The sequence below is a fragment of the Micromonospora mirobrigensis genome, from assembly GCF_900091555.1.
Classification (GTDB): Bacteria; Actinomycetota; Actinomycetes; order Mycobacteriales; family Micromonosporaceae; genus Micromonospora; species Micromonospora mirobrigensis.
Window position 1 is genome coordinate 1 of the sequence record NZ_FMCX01000012.1, and the last position, 16,210, is coordinate 16,210.

Consider the following 16,210-nt stretch of genomic DNA (forward strand, 5'->3'; position numbering starts at 1 on the left):
GTCATCGCACCGCAGCTCGACCCGTACGAGGCGGTGATGCTGCTGCGGATCCGCGTACTGCGCGGCTCCCTGGATGCGGTCACCAAGGCACTCGCCGAGCGAGACGACATACCGTTCATCGACTTGACCGCCGGCGGAGACGAGATCCTGGCGGTGCTCGCCAGCGGCAAGGACCCGCGGAACAGACTGATCTTCCGGCAACTACCCGCCACCCGTGCCGTGACCTCGGTCGAGGCGCAGACCGCGATGCACGTGTACGCGGACGCCTCCGCGTGGAGACTGGATGCGCTCAGCGCCGCCGAGCGCCGAGAGTTGACGGCACCCGTACGGTCCCACGCTCCTGACGGCCTGGACCGGGAAATTCTGGCCACGTTGGCCCCGGACGCGCGGCAGTCCGCCGCGGCCCTGGCAGCGAAGCTCGGCCGGCCGGAGTCAACCGTGCGGCGCAGGCTGACGGCGCTGCCACCGGTCACGCAGACCTACGTCGATCCGCACCGGCTCGGACTGCTGGTCGACGCGAACCTCTACCTGCGGCTGCCTCCGGCGGAACTGCACCGGGTCGGTGCAGCCCTGGCCGCCCACCCAGCCGTGCACGGGGTCCTGAGCACCACTGGCCGCGCCAACCTGCACGTGGCGGTCTGGCTGCCGAACCTCGAAGGGCTCCACCGGTTCATCACCGGGGAACTCGCGGCCCTCGGCGTGACCGACGTCGAGACCGTGTTGGTCGGACGAGCGATCAAACGCCCTGGCCAACCGATTGGCAGCGTGATCCCACGCTCGGCGCGTGCACCCGTTGGGTGAGGAGGGGACACCGGGCATCCGAGCCGACGCGGTGCGTGACCACCCTGGGGCCCGGCGTCGCCGCGCGAGAAGCGCCAGCGGCCTCAGGTGCGCGCGCGACCGTGTCGTCGGTGCCGAGCAGGCGCTTGCTCGCCCGGTAGCCGATGCGCGGGTCAGTCCGCTGAGTCGGCGCCGACGTCCGGAATGCTGGGCGGGGGCGGGGGCGGGGGCGGGGTCGGGGTCCGGGTCGGCCGGCGGAAGGCGCCGTACCACCAGGTCGCCGCCAGTTCCCGTGCCGCGGCCGCGTCGGAGACGGGGTCGGACGGGCCGAGGCTGACGTGGTGGGCGAGGAACCGGTCACCACCGAGGACGACCAGTCGGCTCGCGGGGTCCGGGTCGACGTCGGCCGGGATGCGACCGGCGTCCCGTTCGGCCCGGATCAGACCTGCGGTGTGTACGACGAACGCGTCGAGCGCGGACGCCCAGAATTCCCGCACCACCTCGTCGTACGCCGCGACCTCGCTGATCGCCGCGAGTACGGGTGCGTAGGCCCGGTAGGTCCCGATCACGTCGGTGAACGCCTGGGTGAGGCCGTCGAGGCCGTCCGCCACGGGGTCCCACCCCTGGACCCGGTCGAGCGAGGTCTCCTGCATGGTTCCGGCGAGGCGTACGAGCAGTTCGGTCTTGTCGCGGAAGTGCACGTAGAAGGTCGAGCGGGCGACCCCCGCCTCTGCGGCGATCCGTTGCACGCCCAGGTCGGTGAACCGGTGCCCCTCTTGAAGCAGGCGCGTGGTGGCGGCGAGCACCTGAGATTCCACCGCGGAACGCCGGTCGGGGTCGTGAGGTCGTCGCCGGGTGACAGAGGGCATGGTCGGATCCTAGGAGGGGCGCCGGAATGTCGCCTGGTAGGCGCAGAGATCCGGGGTCGTATTCCGCCCCGTGTCGGTTTCCGGGCGAGGAGCGCCTTACGGCGGGCGCCTTCACCTGCGCCGACGGCTCTGGACACCGAGATCCCCCGTGTACTCTAGGCGAGCCGGACACACTGTCCGACACTATGTCCGAACCATCGGTGTGGCACCGGATCCGCCCGGTTGAAGTGGAGATCTGACCTTGACCAGTACGAAGCGACCGACGCTCCTGTTCGTGCACGGCGCCTGGCACGGCTCGTGGACCTGGGGGAAGCTGGAGCGGGAACTCACCGCACGAGGATGGGCTACCCGGACGGTCGATCTGCCCAGCGCGCTGACGCCGGACGCCCCGACCGAGCCGACCCCCGGCATGTACGACGACGCCCGGGTGATCCGCGCGGCACTGGACAGCATCGACGGTCCGGTCGTGGTGGTCGCGCACTCCTACGGCGGCGTACCTGTCACCCAGGCAACCGGCGGCGCCGGCAACGTCGCGCACATCGTCTACCTGGCGGCCTACCAGCTCGACGTCGGGGAGGCGTTGCTGCCGTACCACGGCGTTCCCGTTCCGGAGTCGGTGGAAGGCGTCCTGCCCGTCGTCGATCCCTCCATCGGCCGCATCCCGCTCCCCTACTTCTACGGTGGAGTGGAAGCGGCCGAGGCCGAGGAGGCCGCGGCCCGACTCGTGCCGCAGAGCCTGCGCTCGTTCCACGAGGTGGTCACCGAGGCGGGTTGGCGATCCATCCCGTCCAGCTACATCGTCACCGAGCGGGACCAGGCGCTTCCCGCCGCGGTGCAGGAGCAGTTGGCCACGCGGGCACAGGCGGTCCACCGCCTTGACAGCCACCACTCACCCATGCTCTCGATGGCCGGTGAGCTCGCCAGCCTGCTCGTGACGATCGCGCAGGACGCCCGCACCGCCACAGCCGGTTCGCGGGAGCCCACCCCGATCACCGCCGGGGCCGTCGCCGAACTCGCCGCGGTCGCCACCGGGCCGGTCCTGCGCCCCGCGGACGAGGGGTACGCCGCCGAGTGTGCCGGTTACAACCTCGCCGTACCGCACCGGCCGGCTCTGGTGGTCGGCGCCACAAACCCCGCGGACGTTCAGGCGGCGGTCCGCTTCGCGGCGGCCCACGACCTGCCGGTGGCGGTACTCGCCACCGGCCACTCCGCGCTTCCTTCGGCCGGAGCGGTGCTGATCACCACGCGCCGGATGAACGCGGTGAGCATCGACGCCGAACGGCGTACCGCCCGGATCGGGGCCGGTGTGCGCTGGCAGCAGGTCATCGACGAAGCGGCGAAGCACGGCCTGGCGCCGTTGAACGGGTCGGCGCCCACCGTCGGCGCGGTCAGCTACACCCTCGGCGGCGGACTGAGCCCGATCGGTCGTACCTTCGGCTACGCCGCCGACCACGTACGCGCGATCGAACTGGTGACCGCGGACGGCGAGCTGCGTCGGGTGACCGCGGAGAGCGAGCCGGAGCTGTTCTGGGCGCTGCGCGGGGGCAAGGGAAACTTCGGCGTCGTCACCGCGTTGGAGTTCGGTCTGTTCCCGGTCGCCCGGATCTACGGCGGCGGTCTCTTCTTCCCGGGGGAGTTCACCGCCGAGGTGCTCCGCACGTGGAGCTCCTGGACCGTCGGCCTCCCAGACGAGATGACCTCGTCGGTGGCGTTGCTGCAACTGCCGCCCGCCCCGGACGTCCCGGAGCCGCTGCGTGGCCGGTTCGTGGTGCACGTCCGGATGGCGTACGTAGGATCGGCCCAGGAGGGTGCCCGACTGGTCGAGCCGCTGCGGGCGATCGGGCCGGCGCTGATCGACTCGGTGACCGAGATGCCCTACGCCGCCATCGGCTCGGTCCACAACGACCCGCCGATGCCGATCCCGTTCTCCGACCGCTCTACCCTGCTGCGGGAGTTCACGCCGGCCCTGGCCGACACGATCATTGAGCTTGCCGGACCGGCCTCGCAGAGTCCGCTCGCCATGCTCGAGATCCGGCACCTCGGTGGCGCGCTGGACCGCCGGCCCGAGCCGGCGAACGCCGTCGACACCCGGGGCTCCGCCTACCTCCTCTACGGGGTCGCGATCGGCGGTCCGGACCAGGCCGAGGCGGCAGGTGAGTACCTGACCCGGCTGATCGCCGACCTCGGACCGTGGAGCACCGGACGGCGGTTCGTCAACTTCTTCTCTGCGGTGGACGCCGCTCCGGAGGGCGTGCGGACGGGATACCGGCCGGAGTCCTACGAGCGGCTGGTCGCGGTCAAGCGGAGGTTCGACCCGCGCAACCTCTTCCGGGTGAACCACAACATCCCGCCAGCCTGACAGCGGCGCGGTCCGGGGTCCGGGGTCAGGGGTCCGACCGCATCTTCATCCAAACGGATTCAAACGGAAGGCCGCTAGACCACTGGCGGGGGCTCAACGAGAACCTCACGAGTGGATTCCACCCCGTGAGCGATCGTCCAATCCTCTTCGCTCGGGTCACCGGCAGGGTCTGCCGTCGGCCGCTCGGTCCTCCTGTCCTTCTCCGGGATGCCTGACGCGCCGGGGCCCGCTGCGTTACCAGATTCGAGCCGGATGTGAGTATCTCGGCATCTTGTCCTCCTCGGGGGACGAAGTCACAGATTCCTGGACCGGCGGCGGTATGGTCTACCGACTGCGCGGTGCCCGGACGTGCGTGGTCGCTTCGGTGATGTCGTCCACCGAGGCGGCTCGGCGCCGTCGCAACAGCACTGTGCCGTCCCCGGATCCCGGGTCGAGTTTCGCGCTCGGGTCCCGCCCTGGAAGGTCTCGACATGACGGCTCTCCGTGCCGACTCCACCGGCCACGCCGGTGCCCACTGGAATGTCGACGCCCGGCAGTGGCTGGTGGAGCGGTATCTGCCCACGATCTACGGCTACGTCCGGGGCGCGCTGCCTGCGGACGAGGTGGACGACGTGGTGCAGGAGGTGTTTCTGCGCTGTCTGCGTGGCCTACCCAGCCTGCGTGACCCCCAGCGGGTCGAGCCCTGGCTGATCGGCATCGCGGTCAATCTGGTGCGTGATCGCCTGCGCCGGCCACCTCCGGTCGACCCGGGCGGGCTGCGGCTGCCGCGGCAGGGCCAGCCGACCGACGAGCAGGCGATCGCCCGCGCGGACGCCGACCAGCAGGGCAGGGACCTGGTGGGCGCGGTGGCCTGGCTGGACCTGCGGCACCGCGAGCTGCTGCCGCTGTGGGGCCTGGAGCTGACCGGCCTGATGCAACGGGCCGACGTGGTGCGCGCCGCCGGCGGCACCCCGAGCGCGGTACGGGTCGATATTCTGCGGATGCGCCGGCAGCTGGACCTGGCTCGTGAGGTCGTGCGTATGCTGCGTCGACAGTCGGAATACTGTTCGCGACTCCGGTCGCTGCGGCGCGGCTGGGATGGCAGGCCGAGCCCCGCCGCCCGCAAGCGGTTCGGCCGGCACCTGCGCGACTGTAAGGTCTGCGCACCCGTTGCCGGTGATCTCCTACCAACCGAGTTGCTGCTGGTGCGAGCCTCGTCGGCAACGGTGCCGGCCGCCCTGGTCTGGGCGGTGACCCGACTGGTCGGGTCGTCCGGCAGCGCCGCGACGGCCGCCGGCACGTGGTCAGCGGCCAGCGCACCCGCCGGAGCCGCGTCCTGGGCTGATCGCATCACCGCCTGGACATGGCCGGTGAAGGCTGCCACAGCAACGGCGTCGGTCGGGATTATCGCCGCCGCCGCCGTCCTGGTCGGCACCCGCGGCTCGGGCACCCCGGCGGCTGCACCCGCGCCCCCGGCTGCGATCGCGCCGACCGCGTCCGTCGCGCCGCCAACCGCTTCGCCCTCGCCGCGCGGGACCGCCGCGCCGTCCCCGACCGTTCGGGCGGAGACCGGCCTGACTGTCGCTCAGGTGGTCGACGACATGACGCGTCGACAGGACGCTGCCCCACACGGCGTGCCGACCGCGTGGGACTGGGCGCGGGGGGCCGTCTGGGGCAACGGCAACCCGGACCGCTTCCAGGCGGTGCAGGCGGAAGCAATGGTGTACGAATGCGCCAGCGGCAGCGCCGCGCGCAACGTACGGGTGCAGGTCCGGGGGGTCCGCACCTGGGTTCGCAGCGCCCGGACCGGACGGTGGCGGATCGCCCAACGCACCGACAGCCCTTCGGGTAGCTCGTATCCGGAGGACTTCTCCGGCGGCGGGACCGGCGAACGGATCCGCACCGAGCCGGGCGGCACCCGATCGGTGCGCCCCGGCGACGGCCGCAACGTGATGATCTGGCCGCCACGGCGAGCACCTATCGATCCCGGCGACGAGGCCGGAGTGGTGACGACGGTGCAGGCCCGCCTGATCCTCGACGACCCGCGGGGGCCCGATGAGCGCGACCGGGCCTGCCTCCTGCTCAGCATGGGCGGCAGCTACTGGCGGGACGCCGACACCGTCATCAGTGACGGTGCGCTGCGCGCCCTCGGGCACGGGCGGTTCAAGCGGGTCACCAGCGGGTGGAGCAACTTCAGCATGTCCACCCTGCGACCCGATGCCCTGCGCGCAGCCCGTCCGCCGTTCTCCTGAGGTGAGGGCGAACCCCTGACGCGCGGGCGGGCATCCCGTTACCGATTTTGACGGCGATGTGAGTCAGCCATCGGTCCAGGGTGCATGACCGCCGACGTCCGTAGCATCGGTCTCGCTTCAGGAGGGAAGAGAATGACGATCACTGCGCGCGCGTACGCCGCCTGCTTGGCCGGGCTCACTCTGGTGGCGGTCACCGCCTGCGGAGAATCGCCGCAGACACCACCCGGCGGGTACGCCGACGGCCCGGCAGGTCCGGCCGTCTCGACGCCGCGAGTGCCGACCGCGAGGCCGCCGGCCACTTCCGGCCGCGGGCCGTCACGCGCCCCCGCTGGTACGAGTGGCTTGGGCGCGGCTCCCACGACGAGCGCGAGCCCCACCGGCGCGACGCCCGCAGCCCGGGCGGCCTACCCGCCCGTGCCCGCCAGCCGCTCGAAGCTGCGCTGGCCCTTCGCCCGCGACAGCATCTGGAACACGCCCCTGGGCTCCGGCGCCCGCTACGTGCCGGTGCGGATCGGCTCCAAGGGGCTCGGCACCGACGAGGACTGGTTCGTGGCCACCTCGGCCCGCGATCCCGAGGTGCCCACCTACATGTACGCCTCGTTCTTCAAGGGGCGTTGCAGCAAGAACATTCCGCAACAGCAGGCACAGTGGCACCCGGAGCTGGGCCGACCCGTCCACGTACCGAAGAGCCTGGTCATCCCGGACGCCACGACCACCCCGTACTCGACCCCGAACAACGCCTCGGCGTTCCTCGACCCCGACGGGCGCACCCTGCACCAGTTCAGCATCACCGCCCGCTGCCGTCCCGCCGACCCGCTCTACGGCTACCGGGTGGCCGAGCAGGACATCTACGGCGACGGCATCAACGGTGGCCACCTCGGCTCCGGGCTCTCCAGCATCGGCGGCAGCGTCCGCGAGGGCGAGCTGACCGGCGCCGCCCCGATCCGGCACGCCCTGAAGGTCGACCTCTGGGGCAACTGGCTCTTCCACGACGCGGCGACCGGTGGCTTCCGCTGGCCGGCCAGCCTCGCCGACTCGGTGGCCGCCACCGACTACAAGGGACGCGACAAGGCTCTGCGGATGGGGTCCCTGCTGGCCATCAAACCGGACGTCACCCCCGAACAGCTGAAGATCACCGACCCGGTGGCCTTGAAGATCTTCCACGCCCTGCAGGACTACGGCGCCTACGTCGCCGACACCACCGGCTGGGACTACAACACCCTCTGCGTCGAGATGTCCGCCAAGACGGAGTTCCGGCGCCACTACGGCCGGGACATCTCCCAGTACCGGCCGATACAGGACGCCTTCAACCAGATGCTCAGGGTCATCCAGGTGGTCGACAACAACTCACCGCGCACCGTCGGCGGTGGTGGCATCCGGCGCGCACCCGCCGCACCCCCCATCCGCGACTGATCCAGGGGCCGCGAATCTGGCGTCGCTAGCCGTGACCGCAGTGTCGAGAGGGCGGTCAGTGGAATCGGTGCTGTCGCCGTACCGGGGGTGGGATGGTCCGGCCCGAGACGAATTGAGGCGTCGCCGACCATGACGCCCACGCCGCCGGATGGTTCCTCGTGCCGACTCCTGGGTCACCCACGGCGGTAGAATCGCCGACGCGGATGAACTACTGGACCCGTGCCCTCCGACAGGCTGTGCGAGGCCGAAATGAAACATCGCTTCATCGGCCAGGTGGATACTCTGCCGTGGGGCCGTAATCGTTACCGCGTCATCCGGGTGCCCGACGCGCTGGCCGACAACGCACGTCAGGAACACACCCGACGGGTGGCCGGCACCATCGACGGTGTACCGGTCAACCTGGCGCTCAATCGCGCGCCGGTCATCGACGGATGGTTCCTGTGGGCTGGTGAATCACTGCTGCGGCAGCTGGGGGCCGAGCCCGGAGAACATCTCGAGTGTGTCCTCGGACCAACGGATCCCGATGTCGTTGATCTCCCCGAAGACCTCGAGACCACCCTGGCCGATGCCGGCGTGACGGAGCGCTGGGAGAGTCTCTCCCCACCTGCCCGGCGGCGGTGGTTGTCCACCGTGAACCAGGCCAGGAGGGCAGAAACCCGAGCGCGACGGATCACGGAGATCATTTCCGCCCTGAATCGGCAGTCCGGCTGAGCAACCAGGGGCGAATCCCGGAGATCAGACTGCCCGCTGTGGTGACCTGGGCACCTCCGGGTCCAGCAGCGGAAACGTCTCTCGACGTCTCGCACCGCTCCCCCGCCGTCCGCCGGCGCGGCAGCGACGTCCACCTAATGATCAGCGCTGTCCTCCAGGTGGGCATGCCGGCACGCTCAAGATGCAGAGATCAGGGCTTCGACGCCTGTTCGCGGCTGCCGGCCGTTGGCGGACGGGCCTCCGCGGCGGCGCCGAAGCTGTCGGCGATCTCGTCCAGGAAGGCCAGATCGGCCTCTGACCGACGCATCCCGAACAGGGCGGTGAGCAGTCGCGGGTCGGCGGGCACCGGTACCTGCCGCCCATCGGGGCAGACACCCTTGGCGAGCAGGATCTGCCGGCAGTTCTCCCGCACCTGCTCCGCCTGCCGGCGCCAGCCGGCCAGTAGCCGCTGGGTGTGCGCGGCCGGTGCGTGAGCGGCGAAGAAGAGCAGAAGTTGCTGTGGGTGCCGGGGCCGCTCGGCCAGCTCGACGCCGGTGAGCCAGTCGACGAATGCGGCTCGTCCTGCGTCGGTGACCTCATAGATGCGCTTGTCCGGGTAGTTCCGCTGGGGCACCTCGGCCGAGCTGGCGAGACCGCGCTGCTCCAGCCGAGGAAGCTCGGCGTACAGCGCGGATCTGGTCACCGGCCAGAAGTGCGCCACCGACCGCTCCGCGCGGTGCCACAGGTCGTACCCGCTGGCGGGTCCGTCCAGAAGTAGACCGAGGGCGAGCCAACCCACGATGCCTCGTTCTGACGATGCCACCCGTTCACCTCGTCTCGCTTGCTGCACGGCCGCTGCTCACCGTACTATCCACCTCGACACTAGTCCTGGCAGGACTAGTATTAGGAGGTATAGCGATGATCGGTGGACAACCGGGCCGGCGAGCGACGCTCCTGATCACTGGATCGGCGTTCTTCATGGTGCTGCTCGACACCACGATCGTGACGGTCACGCTGCCGTCGGTGCAGCGCGACATCGGTGCGGGGCTCGGCGCGCTGGGCTGGGTCGTGACCGGGTACGCGCTCCCCTTCGCGGCCATGCTGCTACCGGCGGGCACGCTCGGCGACCGCTACGGCCGACGTCAGGTGTTCCTCGTCGGGCTCGCCGTGTTCACGCTGGGCTCCGCGCTCTGTGCACTTGCCAACGGACTGCCCCTGCTGGTGACCGGTAGAGCGGTGCAGGGAGTGGGCGGGGCGGCCCTCGGCCCGGCCAGCCTCGCCCTGGTGGCGGCCGCGTATCCGAACGAGCGCCAGCGGGTGCGGGCGTTGGGCGTGTGGTCGGCCTTCACCGGGGCCGCGCTGCCCGCCGGTCCGGTGATCGGCGGCCTACTGCTCACCGCCACGTCGAACTGGCGAGTCGTCTTCGCCGTCAACGTGCCGATCGGCGTCATCACCCTGATCATCGGCGCCCGGGCTCTGCGTGACGGTCCAGCCCGTACTGCCGCCCGACTCGACATCGCCGGCCTGATCCTGAGTGTGGGCGCACTGGCGCCGCTGGTGTTCGGGCTGAGCTACGCCGGCAGCCGCGGATGGAGCGACCTGCGTGTTCTCGGCTGTCTGACCGCCGGGATCGTGCTGCTGCCGGCCTTCCTGATCCGCCAGTCCCGCGCGCGGTACCCGATGCTGCCGTTGCGGCTGTTCCGTGACCGGCTCTTCGACACCGCCACCGCTGCCGCCTTCACGGTCGGATTCGTGCTCACCAGCCATACCTTCTTCCTGGCCCAGTTCTTCCAGGACGTGCAGGGTCTCGACCCGCTGGCCAGTGGGCTGCGAACGCTGCCCACCACGGTGGCGATGGCCGTGACAGCCCCCGTCGCCGGCCGCCTCGCGGCTCGTTTCGGCTACCGCATGCCCGTTGCGCTGGGGTGCGCGATCGGTGGCGCGGCCCTGCTGACGTTGCTCCGGCTGCAACCGGACACCGCGTACTCGAGGCTCTGGTGGGACCTCGCACTCCTGGGGGCCGGCTTCGGCCTCACCCTCAGTCCTCTCATCGGCGCGGTACTCGCGGCGGCACCCCCGGAACTGAGCGGCGCCGCGAGCGCCGTCAACAACGTCGCCCGGCAGCTTGGCGGCACGATAGGCATCGCAGCCCTGACCACCGCGGTCACCGCTCGGACTGCCACTGGACTGCGCGCCACGATGAGCCCCGAGAATGCCGGCCGCCTCGCCCATGCCGGTGCCACGGCGGCCCGCGCCACCGGGCCGCAGGGCATAGCCGTCGGCCATGCGTTCACCGCCGCGATCCACGTCACCTTCATCGTCAACGCCGCCCTGCTGCTGCTGACCGCCACCGCCAGCGCAGCCCTGCTGACGCGACGGCGGCATCCCATACCCGACGCGAGCCCCGCTCACGCGATCGCGTGACCAGCCCCTTCCCCATCTTCAGGAGGACCAGATGACCCCGTACACCACAGACCAACTCTTGACCGCCCTCGACGAGGCGCTGACCGCCGCCGACCAGCGTGGCGGCACCTTCAGCATCTGTTTCGTCGACGACGGAGGACACGTCCTGCTGCACGTGCGGCAGCCCGGCGCCACTGTCGGCGCGGCCGACAGCGCCCTGAGCAAGGCACGAACCGCCGTCTGGCTCGGAGGCGACACCGGAGCACTCCCGCCCACCGCACCCGTGATCCCCGCCCTCGCCGCTGGCGTTCCCTGGCCGCTCGCGGTCTTCCCCGGCGGGCTGCTCCTACGCCACCACGGCACCATCGCCGGCGCCATCGGCGTAGGCGGCAGCGTCGATCCGGCCAATGACGCAGCCGTTGCGACCGCTGCGCACACCCGGCTGGCGGCCACATAGACGAGTCGGAGAACCAAGCGGTCTCGGCCGGCGCCTCGGCGGCACCGGCCGAGGCCGCCTGGTCATGAACCGCCGGCCGGGGTGGTCGTGTCGCCCACCGGACCGGGAGCCGGGCTGTCACCGGCCGCGCCGGCAGCCAGTCCATGACTTGATCTTCAGCTTCTGGGCCTGGGTCAGCCCCGAGGCTGAAGACCGATTCAGGTGTGGAGCCGCGCCGGTGGCTCACCGACGCGGCTCCGTACGGCACAGCAGTCAGGCCAACCCCTACAGCCGGCAACGTCGATCGAGAGGTACGACGTTTCTCCCTCGACGTGGGCGCCCCCGGGGTTCCGGAGCATCGTCCCTCAGGTTCTGTTCCGCTCCAACCGCATGGGCAGGGACGATGAGCCATCGACGGACAGGTTCTGGTGACAGCACCGATGTCCGAGCGGGCTCCACGTGGTCCTTCAGGCCACGGTCATCGCGAAGATGTGCAGTCCACCACCGGCCAACGGGCTGCCGCTCGGCAGCGTCACCGACGCCACCGTCTTCGCCGAGTTCAGCGGCACGGCGGCGTACCAGAGGTTGACGTCCGCCTCGTCCCGACCCGTGCTCGGGTTGTTGTACGTGGACGGCGGCTTGTGGTGGTACGTCATCGCCGCAGCCAGGGACGTCCCGGGGGCCGCGGAGGTCGAGAGCCAGTCGGCGAACGTCAGGGTGAAGTTCGCTGAGGTGCCGTCGGTGTACCTGACGGTGCCGGTGCCGCTCTGGGTGCCGTACGTACCCGAGCCGATGAAGGCCAGCCTGCTACCGGAGCGGCTGACCGAGATGGTCTGCCCGGCCGCCTTCACGTTGTCCGGGAAGCCGTAGTAACGCTGCGGCCACCCGAAGCTGGTTCCGTTGCTGTTGACAGTGCCGTATCGGAACCCGGCAAGTTCCAACGCCTCTCCCGAGTAGCTACGCCCCGACAGCGTATAGCCGCCCAGTCGGGGGTTGTCGTCCCTGCTGATCCCGACGTTGTTGAATGCCTCGCCGAGCGAGGAGAAGGTCTTCGGCGGGACACCGGACCCGTTGTCGGCGCCGATGTTGACATTGCCAGCGGCGTTCGGGACCGGGGTACCGAAGTAGTCCCTGGCGCCAAGGCCCGACAGCACGTTGCCGGCACCCAGGGCCGGCGAGCCGGTGGACAGCCGGTAGCCGTTGGCGGAGTTGAAGCCCGTCGAGGTGCCTCCGGGGAAGCTGAGCTTCGGGTCTCCCTGCACGGCGCCGGTCTCCCCGGCAGGTGGGGTGACCCCGCCCCAGTACAGGTTCTTCTGGTACGTCAGGTTGGTGCCCGTCGGCAGTGAGCCCTGTGCCGCGACGAATATGTTGTTGGCGACCTTGGTGTTGGCACTGGTCCCGGTCGGGAGTTTCAGGTCCAGCGGTCGGCTCATGCAGTAGAAGGTGTTGTTGTAGATCTCGGTCGGCGACGAATTCTCCAGGTTCGCCGCGATCCGGCAGTCGTCCTGGGAGATGTTGAACCGGATGATCTGCTTGGCCGCGTAATTCGGGTAGCTGGTGCAACCCTGACAGCCGAGGAAGAAGCCACCGCCGTTGTTGTGCGAGAAGTTGTACTGGTAGGTGCAGGTGCCGACGATCCCGCCATCGCAGTCCCACGCGGTCGAGTCGAAGTTGGACGGGTACTGTCGGGTCACCTCGTTGAACTGGAACAACGGATCGCGGGAGTTGATCGCCCACATCCCCGCGAAGTTCCCCGCCACGAACGGGTAGGCGCCGCCACCGCCGTTGTCGAACCGGTTCCGCTCCACGAGCGGCGCGTCCGAGCCGTGCACGACGATGCCGTCCCCGCCGACGCTGATGATCGAGTTCCCCGCGATCAACACGCCGGTGTGGTACTGGCTGGGCTTGTTGGAGATCTTGATCCCGCCCCCACCGGTGTCGTGCACATAGTTGTTCGTGATCTTCAGTCCGCTGATCGGGCCGGCTGTCGACGCCGAATACACCATGATGCCGGAGGACAGGATGAACCAGCCGGCGTTCGTGCCGGTCTTGTCGCCCCAGCCGGCGACGTTGTCGACCTCCAGCCCGGTGATCTCGATGCCCGCCTTCGCCGCCGTGGACGAGGACTCGACCTTTACGCCGTTGCGCTGCGCACGGGTGCTGCTCGGGTTGGTCACCCGCAGATCAGTCACCTTCCAGTAACTGACGTCCTTGAGGTAGACAGCGGTGTCTGCGCCATTGCCGTTGATCACCGGACGTTGTGTGCCGGCACCGTAGGCACCCAGGACGATCGGGGCCACGGCGTTGCCCGATCCCTTGGCTACCAGTACGCCGACGCAGGTCACGCCGCGTTTGAAGTACACGGCGTCGCCGGGTCCGAAGGTCCGGGCGTTGACCTGGGATAGCGAGTTCCACGGGCTTGTCGACGAGCCGTCGCCCGCGGCGGGCGCGGCGCAGTCGACGTAGTAGTCCGGTCCGGCCGCCTGTGCCGGGCCGGCTACAGCGACCGCGCCGGCGATCCCGGTGAGTGCCGCGACGATGATGCCGGTGAGTCGCCGGTGTCTGATCCGAGCAGTCATCACTGCTCCTTTCCGAGGGGGTGAGGGGCGGGTAATTCCGGAGAAAAGACCTTTGACACGTTGCCGAGGAGCTCAATGGCCCGCACGGTTATCTCGTCGTCGGCCCCCGTGGTCAGCGCACCGCCGACCCCCACCGCTACCGCGCCGGCCGCCAACCAGTCCGCCACGTTCTGAGAATTCACTCCGCCGGTCGGCACAAAGCCGACCTGCGGCAGGGCGGCGCGCACCGCCTTGAGGTAGCCCGGGCCGAGGTGGCCGGCCGGGAACAGCTTCACCAGTGCGGCGCCTGCCTCGACCGCTGCCATCGCTTCGGTCGGGCTCTGCGCCCCCGCCAGGGTCGGTACTCCATAGCGTCGGCCGGTGGCGATCACCTCGGGCACGACTGTCGGCGACACCAGGAACCGGGCTCCGGCCAGTATCGACAGCCGTGCGCTGGCCGCGTCGATGACGGTGCCGGCTCCAACCGTGGCGCCGGCGCGGGTCGCCAGCTCACGTACCGCGTCCAACCCGCCCGGGGTGGTCAGGGACACCTCGACCACGGACAGGCCGCCGCAGACCAGCGCGTCGGCGACACGCACCGCCTCGGCGGCCGAGTCGGTGCGGATGATCCCGACCACCCGTCGCCGCACGATCTCGGCCACGGTCTGCCATTCGTACGGCATCAGCGGTCCACCTCGATTTCTTTGTTGAGCATGGCCTGCAGATCGTCCGGGTACGGCAGGCCGTCCAGGTCACCGAGCGCCTGCACGTTGAGCGCTCCGGCAGCGGCGCCTCGAGCCAGGCACTGCGGCACTGGCAGGTCAGACAGCCAGCCGGAGAGAAAGCCGGCGTCGAAAGCGTCCCCGGCCCCGACCGGGTCGAGCACCGAGGCGTCGAAGGCCGGCACCGCCCATTCGGTACGCCCGTCCGTGGCATGGGCGCCGACAGCACCGTCCTTGATCACCACAAGCCGGCTGCCGTGCTCGAGGAACCAGGCGGCCGCATCCTCGCGTCCGGCGATCAGGCGGGCCTCTTCCCTGCTGGCAAGCACGATGTCGACCCCGGCAAGCAGCTCTCGCAGGATGGGAACGGCCCGCTGCGCGGGCCAGAGCCGGAGCCGGATGTTCGGATCGAAGGACACGGTGAGGCCACCGTCTCGCGCGATCCGCAGCGCCTCGCGCACGGCCTCCAGACAGGACTCGGAGAGCGCCGGGGTGATGCCGGTCAGGTGCAGCAGCCGAGCGCTGCGAAGGTAGCCGGGGTCGAGGTGCTGTGGGCCGGTACGACTGGCAGCGCTGCCCGCCCGGTGGTAGGAGACGGTGATTCGCCGGTGTGGGTGGGCGTCCCGGACCAGCAGCCCGGTCGGCGCCCCGGGGTCGACTCCGGCGCGGCTGACATCCACGCCTTCGCCGCGCAGCGTGTCCATGACGGCAAGGCCGAACGCGTCCTCGCCGACTCGACCGCACCAGCCGGTCCGGTGTCCGAGCCGGGCCAGCCCGACCGCAACCGTCGCCTCGGCCCCCGCGATCTGACGGCGGAAGTCGTTCGCGTGCCGCAGGGGCTGCCCGGGGTACGCCACCAGCAGTCCCATGACCTCGCCGAACGTCACCACATCGAGCATCGGCTCAACCTCTGTAACGGTGGACGGGCCGACCCGCGACGCCGGCGGCCACGGCGAACAGCGCGCCGGACAGCGGGTCGTCGGTGCCGATGGCAGCGGAGGTCACGTACAGCGTCGTCAGGTCCGGACCGCCGAAGGCCGGGCAGGTCGGCCGGGGCACCGGAAACGTCACCACCCGGTCCAGTACGCCGTTCGGGGCGTACCGGTGGACCGCACCGCCGTCCCACAGGGCAACCCACAAGCAGCCCTCCGCGTCGAGGGTCAGCCCGTCCGGCACCCCCATCACGTCGGTGAGATCCACCGCGGTGCGCCGGTTCCTCAGCTCACCGGCGACCACGTCGAAGGCGTCGATCCGGCGGGTCGGGGTGTCGATGTAATACATGGTCGCGCCGTCCGCGGTGAACTCGATCCCGTTCGAGACGGTCACGCCGGTCAGCGCAGGGGTCACCGTCGCACCGGGGTCGAGTCGGTAGAGTGTTCCCGCTCCTGGAGACTGGTCGAGCGCGACCGTGCCCGCCCAGAACCGGCCCGACGGGTCGCACACGCCGTCGTTGAACCGGACGTCCCGCCCGGTGGGCTGCACCGTGGCGAGCCGACCAACCTCGCCGGTGGTGTCGTCGAGCGTGACGAAGCCGTCGGCGACCGCCGCGACCAGTCCCCCAGACTGCCGCGGTACGACCGCGCCGACCTGGGCACCCATCGGCAGCAGCCGGTCCGGTTCGCCGGACGGATCATGCACGTGAACCGACTGCCCGAGGATGTCCACCCAGTAGAGGACTCCCGCGCGGTCGTCCCAGACCGGCCCCTCACCCAACGCCGCGCGGGCGTCGACCACCAGTTCGGGATGCAT

Annotated in this window: 13 protein-coding genes; 7 read left to right on the forward strand and 6 right to left on the reverse strand. The window is 70.3% G+C overall.

Translation table 11 applies throughout. The features are described from left to right. The coding region (locus tag GA0070564_RS26860; protein WP_141714877.1) for an Lrp/AsnC family transcriptional regulator at positions 1 to 801 on the forward strand (801 nt) is incomplete at its 5' end. Positions 802 to 953: 152 nt separating this feature from the next. Here the strand turns inward: GA0070564_RS26860 and GA0070564_RS30295 are convergent. Then, positions 954 to 1,649 (reverse strand): TetR/AcrR family transcriptional regulator, encoded by a 696-nt coding sequence (locus GA0070564_RS30295; RefSeq protein WP_091615234.1) that lies wholly within the window; start codon positions 1,647 to 1,649, stop codon positions 954 to 956. A 241-nt stretch (positions 1,650 to 1,890) separates the two neighbouring features. Here GA0070564_RS30295 and GA0070564_RS26870 point away from each other — a divergent pair, with 241 nt between their 5' ends. The 4 genes from GA0070564_RS26870 to GA0070564_RS26885 all read left to right on the forward strand — a co-directional run bounded on the left by GA0070564_RS26870 (position 1,891) and on the right by GA0070564_RS26885 (position 8,363). Beyond that, the gene (locus tag GA0070564_RS26870; RefSeq protein WP_091615237.1) at positions 1,891 to 4,008 is read left to right on the forward strand and encodes an alpha/beta fold hydrolase; all 2,118 of its coding nucleotides are present in this window, start codon (positions 1,891 to 1,893) and stop codon (positions 4,006 to 4,008) included. A 470-nt stretch (positions 4,009 to 4,478) separates the two neighbouring features. Further along, entirely contained in the window at positions 4,479 to 6,239 is a 1,761-nt protein-coding gene (locus GA0070564_RS26875) for an RNA polymerase sigma factor (RefSeq protein ID WP_091615239.1), read from the forward strand. A 414-nt stretch (positions 6,240 to 6,653) separates the two neighbouring features. Continuing rightward, entirely contained in the window at positions 6,654 to 7,652 is a 999-nt protein-coding gene (locus GA0070564_RS26880; RefSeq protein WP_091615242.1) for a hypothetical protein, read from the forward strand. A 249-nt stretch (positions 7,653 to 7,901) separates the two neighbouring features. Then, positions 7,902 to 8,363 carry a YdeI/OmpD-associated family protein gene (locus GA0070564_RS26885; protein WP_141714878.1) on the forward strand — a complete coding sequence of 154 codons (462 nt, stop codon included), beginning with the start codon at positions 7,902 to 7,904 and terminating at the stop codon, positions 8,361 to 8,363. A 190-nt stretch (positions 8,364 to 8,553) separates the two neighbouring features. On the opposite strand, the gene GA0070564_RS26890 is transcribed toward GA0070564_RS26885, so the two are convergent. Further along, entirely contained in the window at positions 8,554 to 9,141 is a 588-nt protein-coding gene (locus GA0070564_RS26890; protein WP_176730858.1) for a PadR family transcriptional regulator, read from the reverse strand. Positions 9,142 to 9,260: 119 nt separating this feature from the next. On the opposite strand from GA0070564_RS26890, the gene GA0070564_RS26895 reads away from it, so the two are divergent. Both GA0070564_RS26895 and GA0070564_RS26900 read left to right on the forward strand, forming a co-directional pair. Then, positions 9,261 to 10,766: an MFS transporter gene (locus GA0070564_RS26895; protein WP_176730859.1), complete on the forward strand. Its 1,506-nt coding sequence runs from the start codon at positions 9,261 to 9,263 to the stop codon at positions 10,764 to 10,766. A 31-nt stretch (positions 10,767 to 10,797) separates the two neighbouring features. Beyond that, positions 10,798 to 11,202 (forward strand): GlcG/HbpS family heme-binding protein, encoded by a 405-nt coding sequence (locus GA0070564_RS26900; protein WP_091615253.1) that lies wholly within the window; start codon positions 10,798 to 10,800, stop codon positions 11,200 to 11,202. A gap of 446 nt (positions 11,203 to 11,648) precedes the next feature. On the opposite strand, the gene GA0070564_RS26905 is transcribed toward GA0070564_RS26900, so the two are convergent. The 4 genes from GA0070564_RS26905 to GA0070564_RS26920 form a co-directional block, all read right to left on the reverse strand. Continuing rightward, positions 11,649 to 13,526 carry a right-handed parallel beta-helix repeat-containing protein gene (locus GA0070564_RS26905; RefSeq protein WP_176730860.1) on the reverse strand — a complete coding sequence of 626 codons (1,878 nt, stop codon included), beginning with the start codon at positions 13,524 to 13,526 and terminating at the stop codon, positions 11,649 to 11,651. A 233-nt stretch (positions 13,527 to 13,759) separates the two neighbouring features. Beyond that, complete coding sequence (locus tag GA0070564_RS26910) at positions 13,760 to 14,422, reverse strand: bifunctional 4-hydroxy-2-oxoglutarate aldolase/2-dehydro-3-deoxy-phosphogluconate aldolase (RefSeq protein ID WP_091615261.1); 663 nt, start codon at positions 14,420 to 14,422, stop codon at positions 13,760 to 13,762. Continuing rightward, positions 14,422 to 15,360, reverse strand: a complete 939-nt coding sequence (locus GA0070564_RS26915) for a sugar kinase (protein ID WP_091615264.1) — start codon at positions 15,358 to 15,360, stop codon at positions 14,422 to 14,424. The genes GA0070564_RS26910 and GA0070564_RS26915 overlap by 1 nt, the downstream gene beginning before the upstream one ends. A gap of 4 nt (positions 15,361 to 15,364) precedes the next feature. Continuing rightward, positions 15,365 to 16,210 carry an SMP-30/gluconolactonase/LRE family protein gene (locus tag GA0070564_RS26920; RefSeq protein ID WP_091615269.1) on the reverse strand — a complete coding sequence of 282 codons (846 nt, stop codon included), beginning with the start codon at positions 16,208 to 16,210 and terminating at the stop codon, positions 15,365 to 15,367.